At 70.0% G+C, this 15415-nt stretch carries 17 protein-coding genes; 2 read left to right on the forward strand and 15 right to left on the reverse strand.

The annotated features are described in order from the left end of the window. A partial coding sequence (locus KPL60_RS20985) for an IS110 family transposase (RefSeq protein WP_226366926.1) occupies positions 1 to 1092 on the reverse strand: 1092 nt, incomplete at its 3' end. Positions 1093 to 1321: 229 nt separating this feature from the next. On the opposite strand from KPL60_RS20985, the gene KPL60_RS20990 reads away from it, so the two are divergent. Further along, positions 1322 to 2548, forward strand: coding sequence for a DUF6545 domain-containing protein (locus KPL60_RS20990; RefSeq protein WP_226366917.1), 1227 nt, complete (start codon positions 1322 to 1324; stop codon positions 2546 to 2548). On the opposite strand, the gene KPL60_RS20995 is transcribed toward KPL60_RS20990, so the two are convergent. The 4 genes from KPL60_RS20995 to KPL60_RS21010 all read right to left on the reverse strand — a co-directional run bounded on the left by KPL60_RS20995 (position 2524) and on the right by KPL60_RS21010 (position 7945). Continuing rightward, entirely contained in the window at positions 2524 to 3084 is a 561-nt protein-coding gene (locus KPL60_RS20995) for a hypothetical protein (protein WP_226366918.1), read from the reverse strand. The two genes, KPL60_RS20990 and KPL60_RS20995, sit on opposite strands and share 25 nt — an antisense overlap. Before the next feature lie 276 nt (positions 3085 to 3360). After that, positions 3361 to 4263 carry a hypothetical protein gene (locus KPL60_RS21000; protein WP_226366919.1) on the reverse strand — a complete coding sequence of 301 codons (903 nt, stop codon included), beginning with the start codon at positions 4261 to 4263 and terminating at the stop codon, positions 3361 to 3363. A 4-nt stretch (positions 4264 to 4267) separates the two neighbouring features. Beyond that, on the reverse strand, positions 4268 to 5416 hold the full coding sequence (locus tag KPL60_RS21005) for a GGDEF domain-containing protein (RefSeq protein WP_226366920.1): 1149 nt from the start codon (positions 5414 to 5416) through the stop codon (positions 4268 to 4270). 1296 nt (positions 5417 to 6712) lie between these two features. Then, entirely contained in the window at positions 6713 to 7945 is a 1233-nt protein-coding gene (locus tag KPL60_RS21010; RefSeq protein WP_226366921.1) for an MFS transporter, read from the reverse strand. A gap of 206 nt (positions 7946 to 8151) precedes the next feature. Between KPL60_RS21010 and KPL60_RS21015 the strand changes: the two genes are divergently transcribed. Beyond that, positions 8152 to 8592 (forward strand): helix-turn-helix domain-containing protein, encoded by a 441-nt coding sequence (locus KPL60_RS21015; RefSeq protein WP_226366922.1) that lies wholly within the window; start codon positions 8152 to 8154, stop codon positions 8590 to 8592. A 9-nt stretch (positions 8593 to 8601) separates the two neighbouring features. Here KPL60_RS21015 and KPL60_RS21020 read toward each other — a convergent pair whose 3' ends face one another. The 10 genes from KPL60_RS21020 to KPL60_RS21065 all read right to left on the reverse strand — a co-directional run bounded on the left by KPL60_RS21020 (position 8602) and on the right by KPL60_RS21065 (position 15298). Then, entirely contained in the window at positions 8602 to 9732 is a 1131-nt protein-coding gene (locus KPL60_RS21020) for a hypothetical protein (RefSeq protein WP_226366923.1), read from the reverse strand. Positions 9733 to 9886: 154 nt separating this feature from the next. Continuing rightward, positions 9887 to 11110, reverse strand: a complete 1224-nt coding sequence (locus tag KPL60_RS21025; protein ID WP_226366924.1) for an acetylxylan esterase — start codon at positions 11108 to 11110, stop codon at positions 9887 to 9889. Positions 11111 to 11343: 233 nt separating this feature from the next. Continuing rightward, positions 11344 to 11520 (reverse strand): hypothetical protein, encoded by a 177-nt coding sequence (locus KPL60_RS21030; RefSeq protein WP_226366927.1) that lies wholly within the window; start codon positions 11518 to 11520, stop codon positions 11344 to 11346. Beyond that, positions 11513 to 11881, reverse strand: coding sequence for a hypothetical protein (locus tag KPL60_RS21035; protein WP_226366928.1), 369 nt, complete (start codon positions 11879 to 11881; stop codon positions 11513 to 11515). Before KPL60_RS21035 ends, KPL60_RS21030 begins: the two co-directional genes overlap by 8 nt. Beyond that, positions 11871 to 12155, reverse strand: coding sequence for a hypothetical protein (locus KPL60_RS21040; protein WP_226366929.1), 285 nt, complete (start codon positions 12153 to 12155; stop codon positions 11871 to 11873). The genes KPL60_RS21035 and KPL60_RS21040 overlap by 11 nt, the downstream gene beginning before the upstream one ends. A gap of 578 nt (positions 12156 to 12733) precedes the next feature. Beyond that, on the reverse strand, positions 12734 to 12940 hold the full coding sequence (locus KPL60_RS21045) for a hypothetical protein (RefSeq protein WP_226366930.1): 207 nt from the start codon (positions 12938 to 12940) through the stop codon (positions 12734 to 12736). Positions 12941 to 13033: 93 nt separating this feature from the next. Next, positions 13034 to 13225 carry a hypothetical protein gene (locus KPL60_RS21050; protein ID WP_226366931.1) on the reverse strand — a complete coding sequence of 64 codons (192 nt, stop codon included), beginning with the start codon at positions 13223 to 13225 and terminating at the stop codon, positions 13034 to 13036. Positions 13226 to 13318: 93 nt separating this feature from the next. Next, positions 13319 to 13675 (reverse strand): hypothetical protein, encoded by a 357-nt coding sequence (locus tag KPL60_RS21055; RefSeq protein WP_226366932.1) that lies wholly within the window; start codon positions 13673 to 13675, stop codon positions 13319 to 13321. Positions 13676 to 14466: 791 nt separating this feature from the next. Beyond that, entirely contained in the window at positions 14467 to 14943 is a 477-nt protein-coding gene (locus tag KPL60_RS21060; RefSeq protein WP_226366933.1) for a hypothetical protein, read from the reverse strand. A gap of 82 nt (positions 14944 to 15025) precedes the next feature. After that, the gene (locus KPL60_RS21065) at positions 15026 to 15298 is read right to left on the reverse strand and encodes a hypothetical protein (RefSeq protein ID WP_226366934.1); all 273 of its coding nucleotides are present in this window, start codon (positions 15296 to 15298) and stop codon (positions 15026 to 15028) included. Between the last annotated feature and the right edge of the window lie 117 nt (positions 15299 to 15415).

Raw genomic sequence — 15415 nt, forward strand, 5'->3', positions numbered from 1 at the left:
CCGCGGCGGAACGCGACGTAGTGCGACCCGGCCGGATGCTCGGGTCGAGGGGGAGATCCCGGCTGCAGCGGCGAGCGCGTCGTCGGTGGGGTAGCGGCCGCGGGCGTCGCCAATCTCGGCGAGCAGGGTCGCGGCGCGGACGCGCCCGGAACGGGGCAGGCTGGTGAACACAGCACCGTCGGTGTGGGCGTCCAGAGCCTGTTCGATGTGGGTCTCGATGATGGTGATTCGCTCTTTGAGGCTGCGCAGCAAGGCGACCAGCTGGGTCGTGATGACCTGCGCGGAGTCGGCTGCGGGCCCGTCGGGGTGTCCGGGCGGGGCCTGGCGCAGGTGGTCGAGCAGCTGGGCCGCGGTGCGGGTGTTGGAGCGGGTGTAGCGGGCGCTGCGCAGCCAGGTCGCGAGGCGCTTCTCCGAGAGCCAGGCCGCGTGGCGCGGGGTGGGGAACCGCTCGAGGAACGCGAGCGAGACCGTCCCGGCGAGTTCGTGGAACAGCCCCACCGCGCCGGGGTGGGCGAGTTGCAGGTGCGCTTCGTGGAACAGCCCCACCGCGCCGGGGTGGGCGAGTTGCAGGTGCGCGCGGAGCTGGTTGTGCGCGGCGACGCGAGCCTTGACCAGGTCGGCGCGGGTGCGGATGAGCATGCGCAAGCCGACGGTGGCGTCGGTGTCGACGGTGAGCGGGATGAGGCGGCGGCGGTCTGTGCGCAGGACGTCGGCGAGCAGGTAGGCGTCGAAGCGGTCGTCCTTGTTCCCGGCGGTGGAGTAGCGGGTGCGCAGGGCGCTGACCTGGCGGGCGACGATCACGAACACCGTCAGGCCGGCGGCGAGCAGCGCGGCCACGACCGGGCCGTCGCCGCGTTCGATCGCGACGCCGGTGACTCGGTGGCGGTGGAGGGTTGTGACCATCGTGGACAGCCCGGTGGTGGTGTTCGGGACGGTGAACCGTTCGACGGCGGCGCCGGTGTCGTCGACGACGCAGACCGCCTGATCGGACCAGGACCAGTCCACTCCGGCCCAGCGGGTCGGAGCCTCAGGGTCGGTGTCATCGGGCAGGTTTGCGCTGGTCGTGGTCGTGGTCGTGGTCGGCTGGTGCATCTGTGTTCCTCCCGTCGGGGCGGGGTGAGCGCTCCGGGAGGACGCGGCTGCCGGTCGGTCACTACAGCGCTCGTGGCGCACAACCCCATCGCCGGTCAGCACGTCCCGTCCCGTCGGGTCTCGCGATTGTCAAGTCAGACCTCGCAGGTCTGGCGAGCCTGGGCGATGACCCGACGGTCCGGGATGCGCACCGGACCCGTCCGGGCCCGGCGAGATCAGCCTGCCCGTAGTGACCCTGAGCCTCATCGCTGCGGCCACGCTTCTGCTGGCCGCGGTGCTGGGACTGCGCCGGCGAACGCAGCCCGCGGTGGGGATCACCGTCGCAGCCCTCTTCGCCGGTGTCGCCGCGCTACTGGGTGCTGTACCCAGCCCCGGGACACCGACGGCGCGGGCCTACCTCGCCGCCGGGATCCTCGTCGCGATCGGGCTGGCAGGGACCGGACTGTTCACCACGGCAACAGCGCTGTCGCGCCGCCTCTACGCGATCTCACCGATCGCTGCCGGAGGCGGTGTTCTGCTCGGCCAGATCCTCCTGCTCGTCGACGGGGCCCTGCTCCCCCTCGTCGAGCCTCGCACCGGCGGGAGCTGCTACCCCCAGCTCGTCATGCTCACCGGTCTGACCCTGGTCTGGCCGATGGTCGGCACCGCGGTGCTGATCGGACACGGCCGACGGGTGCTGCGCTACATCCCCAGCACCGCCATGCAGACGACCCTGCGGCTGTCCGCCGCACTGTTCGTGGCTGCCTTCGCCGCCCTCGCGGTGCTCGCCGCGCTGCAGCTGCACCCCGCCGCCAGCCCGGTAGCCCAGGGGGCGCTCGCCGCGAGCGACGTCGTCCTGCTCTGCTGCGCGACCCTGCTCGGCCTCGGGCTCGTCGCCACCCGCCTGAGCGGCCCGCTGCAGCCGGTCATCGAGCAGGTCCGGGCCGCCATCCTGTTCCTCCGGCTGCGCCGGCTCGAAGGTGTCCTGGTCTCGGCAGTGCCGAGCTGGCAACAGAGCGAGGCCATCGCCCGGCCGAGCCTGCTGCGGGATCGCCCGGACGCGGCGCTCTACGCGCGGATGGTCGTCATCTGGGACACGACACGCGCCCTGCTCAGCGGGGTCCCCACCCACGTGGTGTCCGCAGCGGTCGACTTCGCCCGCGAGCACGGCTCCGGCACCTCCCCCGACCGCCGGGCGGCGCTGGCCGAGGCCAGCTGGCTGGCCTGGGCCCTACGGGGCGGGCGCGGCGACGGTCCGGACGCGACGTTCCAGGTCCTCGACGCCGAACCGCCACCCCGTACCGGCGAGCTCCTGGCCGAAGCACGCCTACAGACCGAGGTCTCCACACAGCTGCGACACGGGCGACTGGTCGAGCCCTTCCTGCGACACCTCCAGAGCACCGAAGCCGAAGACACTGCGCAGGGGAGCGGCATCGGCCAGGAGCCGGACCGTCAGCGGGTTGCGCCGGACTCGTAGCGGAACAGAACGGCGAGCTGGGGCACCGACCGGCGCACGTCCCGTGGCGAGGCGACGGCCAACATGGTCAGGTCCTCAGCCGCAGCCCACAGCTGGTCGGTGGAGGACAGATCACCGTCACGAGCCCATTCGGTCAGACGTGCGATCGCGGCGTCGCTGCGCGGGCTCACGTGCGCGACCCGCCACAGCAGGTGACGAGCGGCGGCACAGAAGGCATCGTCGGGCCGGGCGGCCTGCCGACTGTCGAGATGGGCGAGCAGCTCCCAGGTCGGCTCTCCGACGCTGGGACGCACCGCGAACAGCGGGCGCGCACCTTCCCGCTCCCGGACCGCGTGCTCCCGGCTGCTCATCCGGCTCGACCAGACCACGAAGCCGACTGCAGCGGTGACCAGCAGAAGCACCTGCAGCGCCTCGGTCGCCATCACGACAGCTGCGGCGAGCCCTCCGCCAGCCAGCAGCGAGACCACGACGAGGCGCGCCCGCCGCGGCCCGGTGGCGGACACGTCGTCGGCAGCGTCGGACAGCAGTGCCGTCATCAGCGGTCGGGGCAGAAGGGGATCGGCTACGACCAGCTGGCCTGCCCGCGGCAGCACCGCGCCCCACCAGGTCAGCTCCGCGCCGACCGGTGACGAGGCGGCAGCTCCGCTGAGCTGCTAGCTGTTGCGTGCCGCCACCTACGCAGCCTCCGTGAATGCTTCTCGCCCGCTGAGCCCTTGCCGCGCTCACCCAGCAGCATGACGCTGCGAATACAACACATCGCGCGTTGTGGGACTAGCCATTGGAGCACCCCGTCACCCAGTGAGTCCAACCGCTTACACGAAGCGCAACGGATCATGTGACGCCAAGTAGTTGCAGATGGCAAAGGCAGCGTGATGGGAGTGGTCGGTGCGACCGTCGACGTCCCCGAGGGCGTGTGCCAGGGCCGAGATCGGTACACCGGCGCTCAGCGCGAGCGAGACGAAGGTCTGCTCCAACGCCGCCGGCGTCACCTGCCGGTCCAGGCCGACCGCCGCCGCGACCGCAGTGAACCGCTGGGCCGCCTCCACCGACGAGAGCCGCTCGCCGGCGTCCAGCGCGCGCAGCAGCGGTCCCTCCGAACGTCCGGCGGTGCACTGCGTCAGGGCCGCGGCGGTCGCCGCCGCGAGCGGGACCACCGACCGTCGCCCCCACCGTCGAGGCAGGCGAACCACGGGCAGGCTGTCGGTCGACGCGACGTGCTCGACGTCCAGGCTCAGAGCCTCGCCCACCCCGAGCCCGTTCACTGCGACGAGAAGCGACAGACCCAGGATCGGCGCGTCGATCACCTCCGCGGTGTCGAGCAGCCAGATCAGCGCCGTGGGTTGAAGGGCACCATCGGGGGCGGCGGAGGAGGCAGGACTCGGCAACACCGCCGAGGCCTCCGAGGAGGTGCTCGATTGCATGGCTGCGTCGTCGGCAACCGTCGACCGGAACTGCTCCAGGACCGTCTCGGCGCGCTCCCGGTCCCGGTAGGTATGGCCGACCGGGGCCGTGGCCAGGAACGCCCGTATGGCCGTGCGATCCAGAACCAGCGGATCGGAGCCCTCGCGGCGACACCAGCGCTCCCACGCCCCGAGCACCTGACGCGCCGTGCGCCGCGCGCCCCCCGCGCTGGCGTGAGACACGAATTCCGCCGACTGCCGCAGAAAGCCCGCGTCGTTCACCTGTCCGGCACCGCCCGCGTCGTCTCTGCGCACGCCCTCATGCTCCAGGGCGCGGCGACGGCACCGACGGGCCGGGCGGGGGAGAGGCAGGCGGAGGCGGAGTGGGGCCGTGGCTGACGAGGACCCGGTTCCGCCCGGCGTTCTTCGCCGCGTAGAGCGCCTCGTCCGCGGCCGCGAGCACAGCGTCGAGATCGCGGCCGGCCTCCGGGTAGACCGCGGCCCCGATCGAGGCGGTGAGAGCGGAGACCTGCATCGGGGGAGCCTCGTCGCCGTCGACGTCGACCGTCAGAGCCTCGATCCTCCGACGAATCCGCTCTCCCACCTCACGGACCGCTCCACCGTCGCGGTCGGCCGGCCACCGCACCCCGGCCAGGGCGATGACGAACTCCTCCCCGCCGAAGCGTCCGGCGGCGTCGCGATCACGGATCTCGGCCTCGATCACCTCGGCGACCGCGCGGAGCACCGCGTCACCGACCAGGTGCCCGTAGCGGTCGTTGACCTCCTTGAAGTAGTCGAGGTCGAGGATCAGGACGCCGACGTTGGAGCGGTCACGCTCCGCCGCGTCCAGCAGCTGCAGCGCCTGCGAGCGCCAACCCTCCGCGTTCAGCAGACCGGTTTTCGCATCCGTCGACGCCCGTCTCTCGAGCTGCCTGATGAGAGTGGTCTGCTCCATCAGAACGAGCGCAGGAATCAGCAGCACCACGAGCGGAAGATGGTCCGGCATCACCGCGTAGGCCACGATTGCGCCAAGACTCAGCGTGGCGGTCTCCAGTGCGATCTCGCCACCGGCCAGGATCGTCAAGAACTTGCTCCCGGGCTGAGCCAAGCGGATAACGCTCATGACGAGCAACATGTTCGTGCCAGTGTAAACCGCTAGACACGCCGCGATCTCAACGATCGCAAACCATGAGTTCGACCCGTCGAAGCCTAGTCGGACCGCTGCGACCAGATAGACGGCCAACACGACGGTGGACGTCGAGTAGAACTGTCGATGGGGAGGGGTCCCGGCGGGCCGAAAGACGCGGAAGTACAGATGGGTATAACTGACGATCACGGTGCACGCTGCCAACAGTGGCGGCAGCAACAACGCACCCGCGAATGTCCACACCGAACTCAGGTCGATATACCTGGTCTCTGCGATGCGGCGGCGCAGTCGCTCAGCGCGTAGTGAGATCTCGGCGTGCACGCCACTGAGGACCACCAGCGCACCCGCGGTCAGCCACACTGACAGCCCACGGGGAGCGCCGTGAATGACGATGTCGACAGTGACTAGGCACACAGCTGCGAGTTCGACTGCGACAAGTAACGCCCGAACGCGAGGCGGAAGTGACCAGAGCCGCCACGCCGACAGCCTTGACCGGAGGATGCTCCGGTCGGCGTGTCGCGCGGTGGATGAGGTCACGAGAATCCTCGAATCGTAGATCGTTTTTTCCCGTCTCAGCATAGACGGCGGCGAGCGGTTGCATCCCAGCTCAGTTGTGTCGCTCTCATCCATCCGCTGGTCGCCGGGAGGGCTCAGAACTGGCGATCAAGATCAACTACGGCGCTGACGTAACGATGTTTCTCGCCTACCCTGTCGAGGCCGTCGCGAGCCGGGGCGACCTCGGACGCGGGTGTGGTCGACAGAGCTGCGCCTCAGCTAGGCCATTTGTAGTAACCCGGCGGAAGTTGCCACGACGAGAGGGGGAGCTGTGCGTAACTGGAACTGGTGATGAGGAAAGAGTCTGAGCGTAAAGGGGTCGGATTCTATTGAAAGGGGCTGTAATGCGCAACTGGAACTGGTGAATGAAGCAGGCGAATGAAGCAGGCGACGGAAGCGGGGCTCAACGAGATGGGATCTGGTGAACGTGCGTAATTGGGACTGGTGAACTGGAGTCGATGGGCAGTCGTGACGATTGGAGGTGGCGAGATGCGTAACTGGAACTGGTGAAATGCGGTTGGGTCATGGCGAGTGAAATAGAAAGGAAGGTGCGGGTAATGCGTAACTGGAACTGGTGATGGCGCTGTCGATGGGCCCGTATGTCCTATGCGAAGGAGGGGTTTGAGTGCGCAACTGGAACTGGTGAACGTGGAGTGGCCTGTTCTTGTGGCTATGGGAGGGAGTGTGCAGTGCGCAACTGGAACTGGTGAATGCATTCCGCTGGTAGGTATCGCGTGAAGGGGGATGGCTCGTGCGCAACTGGAACTGGTGACTCGACGATTCTTGGGTATTGGAGAGGAGAGAGGAGAGGGCTCGTGCGCAACTGGAACTGGTGAACGGTTGGGATCGTCCGGTCGAACGACTAGGTAGGAGGATGAATGCGTAACTGGAACTGGTGACGCGGTTCTGGTCGAAACAAGTAAGAGAGGAGAGGTCACGTGATGCGTAACCGTGTGTGGATCTGAGGTCTGCACTGGTGACGGCCAGGCGGTGAAAGTGCGAAGCACGACGACGGTGAGGCGGTGGGGAGCCCGAGTGGAAAGTCCTCGGCAACCCCACCGCTCACAGCGCTCGGGCCGACCCTGACACCGCCAAGGCCGCGAGCCCGACCCCGGCGACGGCGGCGGTGACCGCCACTGCAACGCCGGGGGAGGACCACTCGGCGAGCAACCCGGCTGCGAGAAGGCCGATACCCTGCGCTCCGATCAGGCCGGCGGCGGCAAGCCCGGTCGCGCGCCCCCGCGCCTTGGCGGGAGTCCGGCGCACGAAGCCAGCCTGAGCCTGGATCAATGCGGCGGCCACGGCCGCTCCGCTGAGCGCCCACAGCGTGGCGACCGCAACTACCGACGTCGCGATCGCGCTCACCATCAGGGGGACCCCCGCGACCCCCGCAAGCGGGAGCATCCAGCGCTCCCGGGCCCCCTGGGGGACCCAACGGGCGAAGACGATTGCCCCGACGACGCTGCCGGCCGGGATGGCTGCCAGCAGGATCCCGACGGCGACCGGACCAGCGCCCAGCTGCGCGGCGTACGGAGCAGCCACCCCCTCAGGGGCGATGTAGGTCCCGGACATCCAGACGACGAGGGCCAACGTGCGACGCGAGGGATCGGCGAACACCGTGTGCGCCCCGTCGGCGATGTCACGCCGCCAGGAACGGACCTCGCCGGCCTCGGCAGCAGCGGGCGCCGCCCGAGCCGTGACCCCGGCGGTCAGCACGGCAGCTGAGAGGACGAAGGTCCCGGCGTTCGCCAGCAGAGCGGTCTGCGGACTCAGCAGAGCCAGCAGTGCGCCGCCGGTCGCGAACCCGGCGACCTGCGCGATCTGCCCCGTCACCTGGCGAACGGCGTACCCGCGTTCGAGCAGGTCGCCGCGCAGGATCTCGGGCAGCAACGCTCCCTGCGCCGCCGAGTGCGGGGAGCCCAGCAGCACCATGACCACGATCAGGGCACACAGCACGGGTAGGGGGAGGCCTGGCCACGCCATCGGTGCGACCAGTGCCGCGCGGGCGAGGTCGCTGCCGATCATGACCCGGCGGCGGGGGTATCGGTCGGCGACCCATCCCAGCAACGCGCCGCCGAGGAGCGCGGGCAGGAAGGTCAACGCGTACACGGTCGCCGACAGGGCTGCCGAGCTCGTGCGGTCGTAGACCAGTACCGAGAACGTCACCCGAGCGAGCTGGTCGCCCAGGATCGAAACGACCTCAGCCGACCACAGCGCACGGAACTCTCGAAGCGCGAAGACCTGGGTCAGACGGCGCGGCCCGGGCGCGGCGGCTGCAGAGTCGGCATCGTTCATAGTCGGCGCCCGACCATGTCACGAACAGCAACACGCCGGACACCCAGGGTCCGATCCCGCCCACTAAGCGAACAACACTCGCGAACAGCTGATCAGACAGCGCTCCGATCGGGTTGCGGCGTCCCTGCGTCGGGATGGCCCCGCTGGGCGGTAGAACTACCGTCGGCCTCTCCGGGGCTCGGGAGCGGGCCAGATGAGGGGGCAGGGTGGTGGCGCAAGGGAACTCCGCGGGCTCGCGATCTCTGGCGGACAAGCTGAACTACCTGTTCAGCACGCTGGAGTCGCAAGGTCGGCCCACCACTCTCGACGAGGTGGTCGCAGGCATCCGGGCCTCCGGCGGATCGGTGTCGCGCGGGACGCTCAACCACCTGCGCCTCGGGCGCACCACCAACCCGTCGAAGGCAACCCTGGAGGACATCGCCCGGTTCTTCCAGGTGCCCGTCAGCTACCTGCTCGACGACCCCTACGCCCAGGTCAGCACCGAGGAACTCGAAGTGCTGCAGGTCGTGCGGCAGGCAGACATCGCCGACCTCGTCCGGGCCATCGGTCACCTCCGGCCGGCGACCCGCCGAGCGCTGGAGCAGGTCGTCGCTGATCTGCGGGCCATGCCGACGCCCGGACACACCGAGCGCACGGACCGCCCCTGACCTGCCCACTCATCCGGCAGTGGGACTCGCGACCAGCCGCGACGGATGACGGTAATTCGGCCGCTGTTCGGGCGTCGCCGGGGCGTCGGGCCCCACCGCGAAGTACTCGTTGACCAGCAGCGGAGCCGCCGCCGCGGAGGCGACCCTGTCCTGGCCGGTCCGGCCGTCGAGGACCAGCGGTCCGACGTCGGTGTAGCCGTAGACCATGCCGTGCCAGGCGGTGGTGACCGTCGGTGGGACCCGTCCCGAGTCACGGGTGATCCGCCACAGCTCGACGCCGGCGGCGTCGAACCCGAGGACGGCGTCGGTCCCGATGTAGGGAGCGAGCGAGCAGATCGTGAGGGCCTGGTCGTCGGAGCGGCAGGACCAGCCCGGCTGGCCGTTGAGCGGACTGTCGACCGGCCGCCCGGTCGCGATCTCCACGACCCGACTGCCTCCGGCCGGACGCGACAGGCTGCTCAGGTCGACCAGCATCCGAGCTCGGCCGACCGGCCACACCGCGCTGCCCGTGAGCCCGGCCCAGCGGGTGCTGCCGTCGCCGATGCTGAGGCCGCGCAGTTCACGCTCGACGAGGTCGCGAGCCTCGACGGCGACGGTGCTCTCGCCGACGAGCACAGCAGCGGCGCCGGGCGCGGACCATCGCAGGGTTCCCCCTGCCAGGTCGACCGCGGCGGTGTGGGCGGTGGCGGAGGTCGAGGCGCTCACGATGGCCGTGGTCCCGACCACGCCGGCGACCGAGACCGTGAAGCCTGTCAGCGACTCCTCGAGCCACTCGGGAGGCAGAGGGACGGTGATGGAGGACAGCGTGCGGGCGGTGCCCGGATCCGCGGCGACCAGCTCGATGCCGCGGCGGGCCGGGGTGGTGCCCTGGCCGGGCTGCTCGACCGGCCAGGCCGCCAGGACCCGACGGCCCTCGGGCAGGTCTGCCAGCACCGGGGCGCCGAGGACCGGCGGGGCACCGATCGCGGTCGCCCGGGACACATCCAGTCCGCTGAACAGCGGGGCCTGGGGGAAACCGCCCACGATGGCCTCACCCGAGGTCAGGTCGACCCGGGTCAGGCCGGTGTCGGACAACGACCAGCCATAGACGCCGTCGAGGACCTGCGGGGCCGGGAGTCCGGTGTCCCCGCCGAGGGACAACGCGGCGGACCCGAACGCCGTCGGGGGATCGAACGCCTGCCTGGCAGGCGGGGGCGGCGCTCCGGGGGCGTCGACGGGGGATGGGGCCGTGCACCCGACGAGGAGCAGCGCCGCGGCCGCGCCGGCGACCGCTACTGCGACACGACGCCGCTGATCAGCGCGTGAACAGGTTGCTGCCCAGGTAGATCTGCCAGTCGGCGTCTTCAAGCCCGTGCCCCCCGGATCGCAGGTGATAGCTCATCCCCGGGCCGCGGAAGCCCTTCCCCGTGGCCGGCGGCCAGTTCGCCGAGGACAAACCGGTCTCCCCGAGCCCGTAGAGCTCATAGACCGGGGCGGCACCGAGGTAGGACAGGAACTCGCCCTGCGGGTCGGCGTTGCCGTCGTCCGCGGCCGAGGCGACCACGACCCGACCCGGCGCGATCAGCGCGAGCAGCTCGTTCTGATCCACCGGCAGGGCGTCGGCGTTGCCGTCGAAACGCTTGTAGGTCTCGGGGAACCAGTGCGGGAACTGGGAGTTGATCGCCGAGATCGACTCGCCCGAGGAGTCGCGGCGGGCGAGCTTCGCGCCGGTGGAGCCGGAGTTGTTCGAGATGACCACCGGGAACCGTGGGTCCTGGGCCCCGGCCCACAGCGAGGCCTTCCCGCCGCGGGAGTGCCCGATCACCGCGACCTTGCTCGGGTCGATGTCGGGGTCGGTCTGCAGGTAGTCCATCGCTCGGCTGGCGCCCCACGCCCACGCACTGATCGTGCGGCCCGCGTTGGCCGGGAGGTCCTGTCCGGCGGGGTAGAACGCGTTGATCACACCGTTGCGATAGGAGCCCGCGTCGTCGGGGGCGACCTCGTCGGCGTTCAGCGCGGCCAGGGCGTAGCCGTCACCGGTGATCGCCGAGACCGGGGCGTAGCCCCCCGAACCCGGGTCATCTCCCACCGAACCCCGGTGGTCGATGAGCAGGAACGTGCCCTTCGGCTTGCCCGACGACGGGGTGAACAGCCGCAGCGTGAAGCTCGCCGTGCCCTCAGGCCCGGTCACCGTGATCGTGATCTTCTTGGCCGACCCGCTGCCCCCGCCGCTGTCCTCGGAGAACGTCGTCTTCGTCGGTGCGGGCAGCGAGGTGCCGTAGACATTGTTCTGAAAGGCCTTCAGCAGCTGCGGGCGGCGCTGTTGCTCCCACTGGCGCACGCTGGTGACACGACCACCCGAGTCCGGAGCGAGCGGATCCGGGACCTCCAGGCCGCCCAGCGGGACCGCCGCCCGCACGGCCGCGGCGGCCACGGCCGGGGACCGGTCGACGCCGACTGTCGCCGATCGCGTCACCGCGATCGGCGACTCCTCGGCGGGGAGCACGGCCACGAGCAACGCGACAGCGCCGGCGACCACGCCTATCGGTGCACGCCGGCGGCGAGTCCCAGCCCTCATCCGACCGTCCATTCGTTGATACGTAGGAGGGTAGGCGATCCAGTCAGATAGATCTAGGACGTGAGTGTTCGTTGCCGCGCATCACTTGCGGCAGCGCCCCCGCGTCAGGGGACAGACCGGTGTGCAGGGGAGTAGACGGGCGAAGAGCTGAGCCCGGGAGCGTCTGTCCCAGGGCATGGCCGGGCCGGATGCCCTCAGCTGCCGGCGATGACGATGCGGGTGCCCTCCGGGGCTGGTGTGTCCAGGTCGGCTACTTGAATGCCATCGAGGCGAACGCGCCCGGCCTCGAAGTGCATCGCGAGCCGATCGCCCAACGCGGCCACCCGGGTTCGCACGGTCGGGACGTCCTGCGGCGCGGTCTCATCACTCACGCCGGTCATTGTAGGTGGCGCCCATACCTCTGCCACCGCGCCGGAGCTTCCCCGACGCGAAATCGGCCAGGATCTCGTCGCCGAACGCGAGGTCACCCCGTACCCCGGACTTGATCATCAGCCAGGACTCCGACGCCTGCGCCGCCCGCTCCCGGGAGATCCCCTCCGCGAGGTAGGAGTCCCGCACCGCGTGCACGCACGCCGACAGCTCGTCGCCGTAGCCGCCCTCCATCGCGGCCTTCACTGACGGGTCGCGTGCGACGACCTCCTCGTACCGCATCCGCTCGGCGTCACACACCGCCTGGATCCGCGCGACCGCAGCGTCGGTCAGCTCCTCCGCGGAAGGCCCGTCACCCGTCACGCTCGTCGGCCTTCCACCGCCGGATCGCGTCCCGCATGCCCGACAGCGGGTCAGCCTGCCGCCGCCGGTGCTCCGCCTGGAGCTGCTCCGTCCGCCGCCGCTGCTCGTGCAGCTCCGCGAGGTACGCCCGCCCCTCGTCGGTCGGCCAGCCGTCCGCGTCCACGAGCCCGTACCGGCGGAGCCACCGTAGTGCGACACGGGGCTGCGACTCCGGGCCCTGCCCGCCGTCGACGAGGCGGTGCAGCGTCGCCCGCTGCAAAGGCGTGAGGTCCACGCCCCTGATCGTGGCTCAGCGAGTAGCCGCGCCGCCAGCGGGCACCCGCCCTGGGTGCGGTGCACGGTCGAGCCCCGCGCCGAACCGCACACGGCGGCCGGGTGCACCCTCGGGGGAGCCGCGCCCGGCCGCCCGACCTCGCCCGCGGTCCTGGCTCGTCATGGCGCCGTTTCCGAGGTGGGCACCCATCCTGCGGCGATCGCGCGGGCGGCGTGCTGCTGGGCGGTCATACGCCGGCAGGTCTGATCCCACAACGCTCCAATCGTGCGGGGCTCGGCGCGGTCGTCGAACGCGACCGGATCAAGGATCTGCGCGAGGCGCTCTACCAGTGGCGCGGCGCGGCGATCACCTCGACCGCGGGCCGGTTCTCGATCAGGACGGTGCGCAGCCGCGCCGCGGCGGCGTGGAGGTCGTCGACAGGGGCGGCGAACCCTGGGGCGGGGGGCAGGGGCAGAACGGCGGGTCTCGGCGGCGGGTGTAGCGGCGGGCGGAGTCGGGGGCGCGGTGGTGATCACGGTGTGCTCGCCCTGTTCAGGTGGTGGTGCACTCGGTGAGGTCGTGGTCGGCTGCGACTTCGACTACTCGACAAGATAGTATTCGCTGTGACCGTTTCTGGGGTCTTCTTCGGCGATGCGATATGTCAGTTCGTCGCCCGGGATCCCTCGGTCGCGCAGAATCTCTCGTGGGATGACGATCGTGTCGGGTGCGGGTGTCGTGAACCCTATTATCGTCCCTTTCGCTGGACCGTTCATGCATTCACCGCTGTGGCGTTCGTCGGTATCCATGCCTGAAGTATAGATGCTGAGTGTTGTCCGAGTGGGCGCGGCGACCTCGGTTCTTGTCTGCCGCGCCCACTCCTCATGAAGCTGAATTGGTCGTCAGCCGACGACCGGGTAGGCGTAGACCTTCATCGAACGGACAGCTCCGTCGTGGTAGGGGCCGACCCAGGGGTGGTAGTAGCCGGTGTCGCGCCGGAGGTTCCCTGCGAAATTCGGGTTCGTCCAGATCTCCTGCCCGTAACAGAGGTTGGCGGCGACATAGGAGCGGATACCGCCGAGGTTGGTGTTCATAGTCGTGAGGTTGGAGAAGCGGTATCCCACCGGATCGCATGGGCCGCTCCAGCCGTACACGCGATCGACGAGCCCTTTCAGGTCCGGAAGGGACTAGAACTCGACCAGCACGACGACAGGTGCGCGCTGCGCCTTGATCCTCTGTGCACCGGCGCGCAAGGCGGGATCACTGGAGCACGTATCGCCGACTACTTCGGTGTCGCCCGTCTTGTCGTTCGTCCTCCGGACGTAGGTGTCACAGATTCTTTCCGCTTTCTCGAACCGGTCCGGATCGGCTTCCGAACCGATGACCGCCTGCGGACCCGACGGAGGCGGCTCCTCGTTTGCGGCGCTCGCAACACCAGGTGAGACGCTCAGGGTTGTCGCCGTAAAGACAGCGGCAACGATCGCACGTAAAGGCCGCTTAGTAATTCTAGCCATTTTGTATTGATCCCCCTCCAGGAACGCCATGCCAGTCAGATGCACTTCAGTGCAACATGTCGTCGAATACTAATTCGCGCCTAGGATTACGCGATAGGTCACTCGAGTGGGGAGGCGGTGACGTTGCGTGCCCTCATGCCGCCGACGGGCTGGACGCAAACACAAGGTGTAACGAATTACGGAGGGGCGTCGATAAGCAGAGATTCTCGCTCGAGGAAGCCCCGAAGGAACGCCCGGATGACCTTCGCGCGGTCGGTGCCCGGCCTCCGACGACCTCGAGTAGCGGGCGGACCGTGTGCCCTTCGGGCGTCGCGGACCTGGTGCCAGTTCACGTCGGTGCGCTGAAGGAGCGCGTCGACGTCGCCGCGGCGGTAGAGCGGTACCGACACACAGAACTGTAGCGGCTGATCTGCAAGGTTGTGGTGGGCGGCGGGGGCTGATCCACCCAGCTTCGACGGAGATGCCGAAGTGTCATCGGTGGGTGTCAAAGATCGCCGCGGCGTTGTCGGCGGTCACCAGCCGGTTCGCGCGCAGCTGTCCGTCGGCGGCGAGGTGTCGACCTCGGCGCGGGCGATGCGGCGCAGCCGGGGGTGTGGATCGTGCGGTTGGCGATGACCTGGGCCAGCTTGCAGTAGTGGCCGCCCAGCGAGCGGCGGCCTGGTCGAGGGACAGCGAGTGCTGCAGCCACGCGGTCCGCTCGTCTAGCACCGGCCGCACCTGCGCGGTGCGGTGAGTGCGCGCGGAGCGACTGGCACGGTCCGCGGAGGGGGCCGCTGGCACGTGCCTTCTACATAGTGACCATCACGGTGTGCTCGCCCTGTTCAGGTGGTGGTGCACTCGGTGAGGTCGTGGTCGGCGAGTTGCTCGTCGAGGTCGTCCCAGAACCGCTCGTGCGGTGCGCCGTAGCGGGCGGCCGAGGCGCAGCACCAGATTTGCTCGACCAGCCGCAGCTCGCCGTAAGCGAGGCGATGGCGCCGCTCGAACAGCCGGGCCACCGCGTCGTAGATGGACAGGACCTGCTCCGGGGTGGTCGGCGGGGGAGGGTCACCGGCGTCGCGGTGGTGCTCGCAGCGGGCAGTGTCGTGCTGGTCGAAGAACTCGAGGTGATAGTCGAAGAACCGGTGCGGCGGCGTGCCCGGCCAGCGGATCGCGGTCGCGCACAGCCAGATGTCGGCCAGCGTCCGCAGCACGTCGGGCGGCAGGTAGTGCCGGTCGGCACACAGACTCCGCAGCTCGACGCTCGTGGCCGCCGGATCCGGGGTGACGGACGTGTGGGAGACCCGGTCGGTCGGTGTCATCGTCGTGCTCCTGTCCTCCGATGATCCTGAGGCCCACCCGGGGCAAGAGGCGGTGGCGGGCCGTCGCTGGGCTGCTGGGCGTTCATCTGGGGCTCTTCTGGATCGGGCGGGTGGCCGCCGGGAGACAGCTGGGGCAGAGGGGTTCGTCGAGGTGCCAGCCGGCCGCGGTCAGCCACTCGCGGGCGGGCGCGGGGACCGCGCCGTCGGGGGCGGCGGCGAGGTCGCCGACCAGCAGGGGGCCGTCGCCGCAGCGCTGGCAGGTCAGGTCGGTGATCGGCCCGGCGGGTGCGCAGGCTCGGCAGTAGCAGGCGGTGGTGGGCCCGTCGGGGCCGTCGACGAGCCACACGGCGCTCATCAGGATCTGCTGCAGCGGGTCGCCCGGGGGGCAACCGCACCGGTCGCAGCACAGGCTGGGGCCGCTCGAAGCGTGCGGGGCGAGGTCGGCCATCACCGGCCGCGCCGATCCGCCGTG

Source organism: Pseudonocardia sp. ICBG162 (genome assembly GCF_020496225.1).
GTDB classification, from domain to species: domain Bacteria; phylum Actinomycetota; class Actinomycetes; order Mycobacteriales; family Pseudonocardiaceae; genus Pseudonocardia; species Pseudonocardia alni.

Bases quoted from the DNA above. Each gene is read 5' to 3' on its own strand.
- KPL60_RS20995 (WP_226366918.1), bottom strand. From the start codon at position 3,084: ATGACGGCACTGCTGTCCGACGCTGCCGACGACGTGTCCGCCACCGGG.
- KPL60_RS21010 (WP_226366921.1), bottom strand. From the start codon at position 7,945: ATGAACGATGCCGACTCTGCAGCCGCCGCGCCCGGGCCGCGCCGTCTG.
- KPL60_RS21045 (WP_226366930.1), bottom strand. From the start codon at position 12,940: ATGGATACCGACGAACGCCACAGCGGTGAATGCATGAACGGTCCAGCG.
- KPL60_RS21050 (WP_226366931.1), bottom strand. From the start codon at position 13,225: ATGAACACCAACCTCGGCGGTATCCGCTCCTATGTCGCCGCCAACCTC.
- KPL60_RS21055 (WP_226366932.1), bottom strand. From the start codon at position 13,675: ATGGCGTTCCTGGAGGGGGATCAATACAAAATGGCTAGAATTACTAAG.
- KPL60_RS21060 (WP_226366933.1), bottom strand. From the start codon at position 14,943: ATGACACCGACCGACCGGGTCTCCCACACGTCCGTCACCCCGGATCCG.
- KPL60_RS21065 (WP_226366934.1), bottom strand. From the start codon at position 15,298: ATGAGCGCCGTGTGGCTCGTCGACGGCCCCGACGGGCCCACCACCGCC.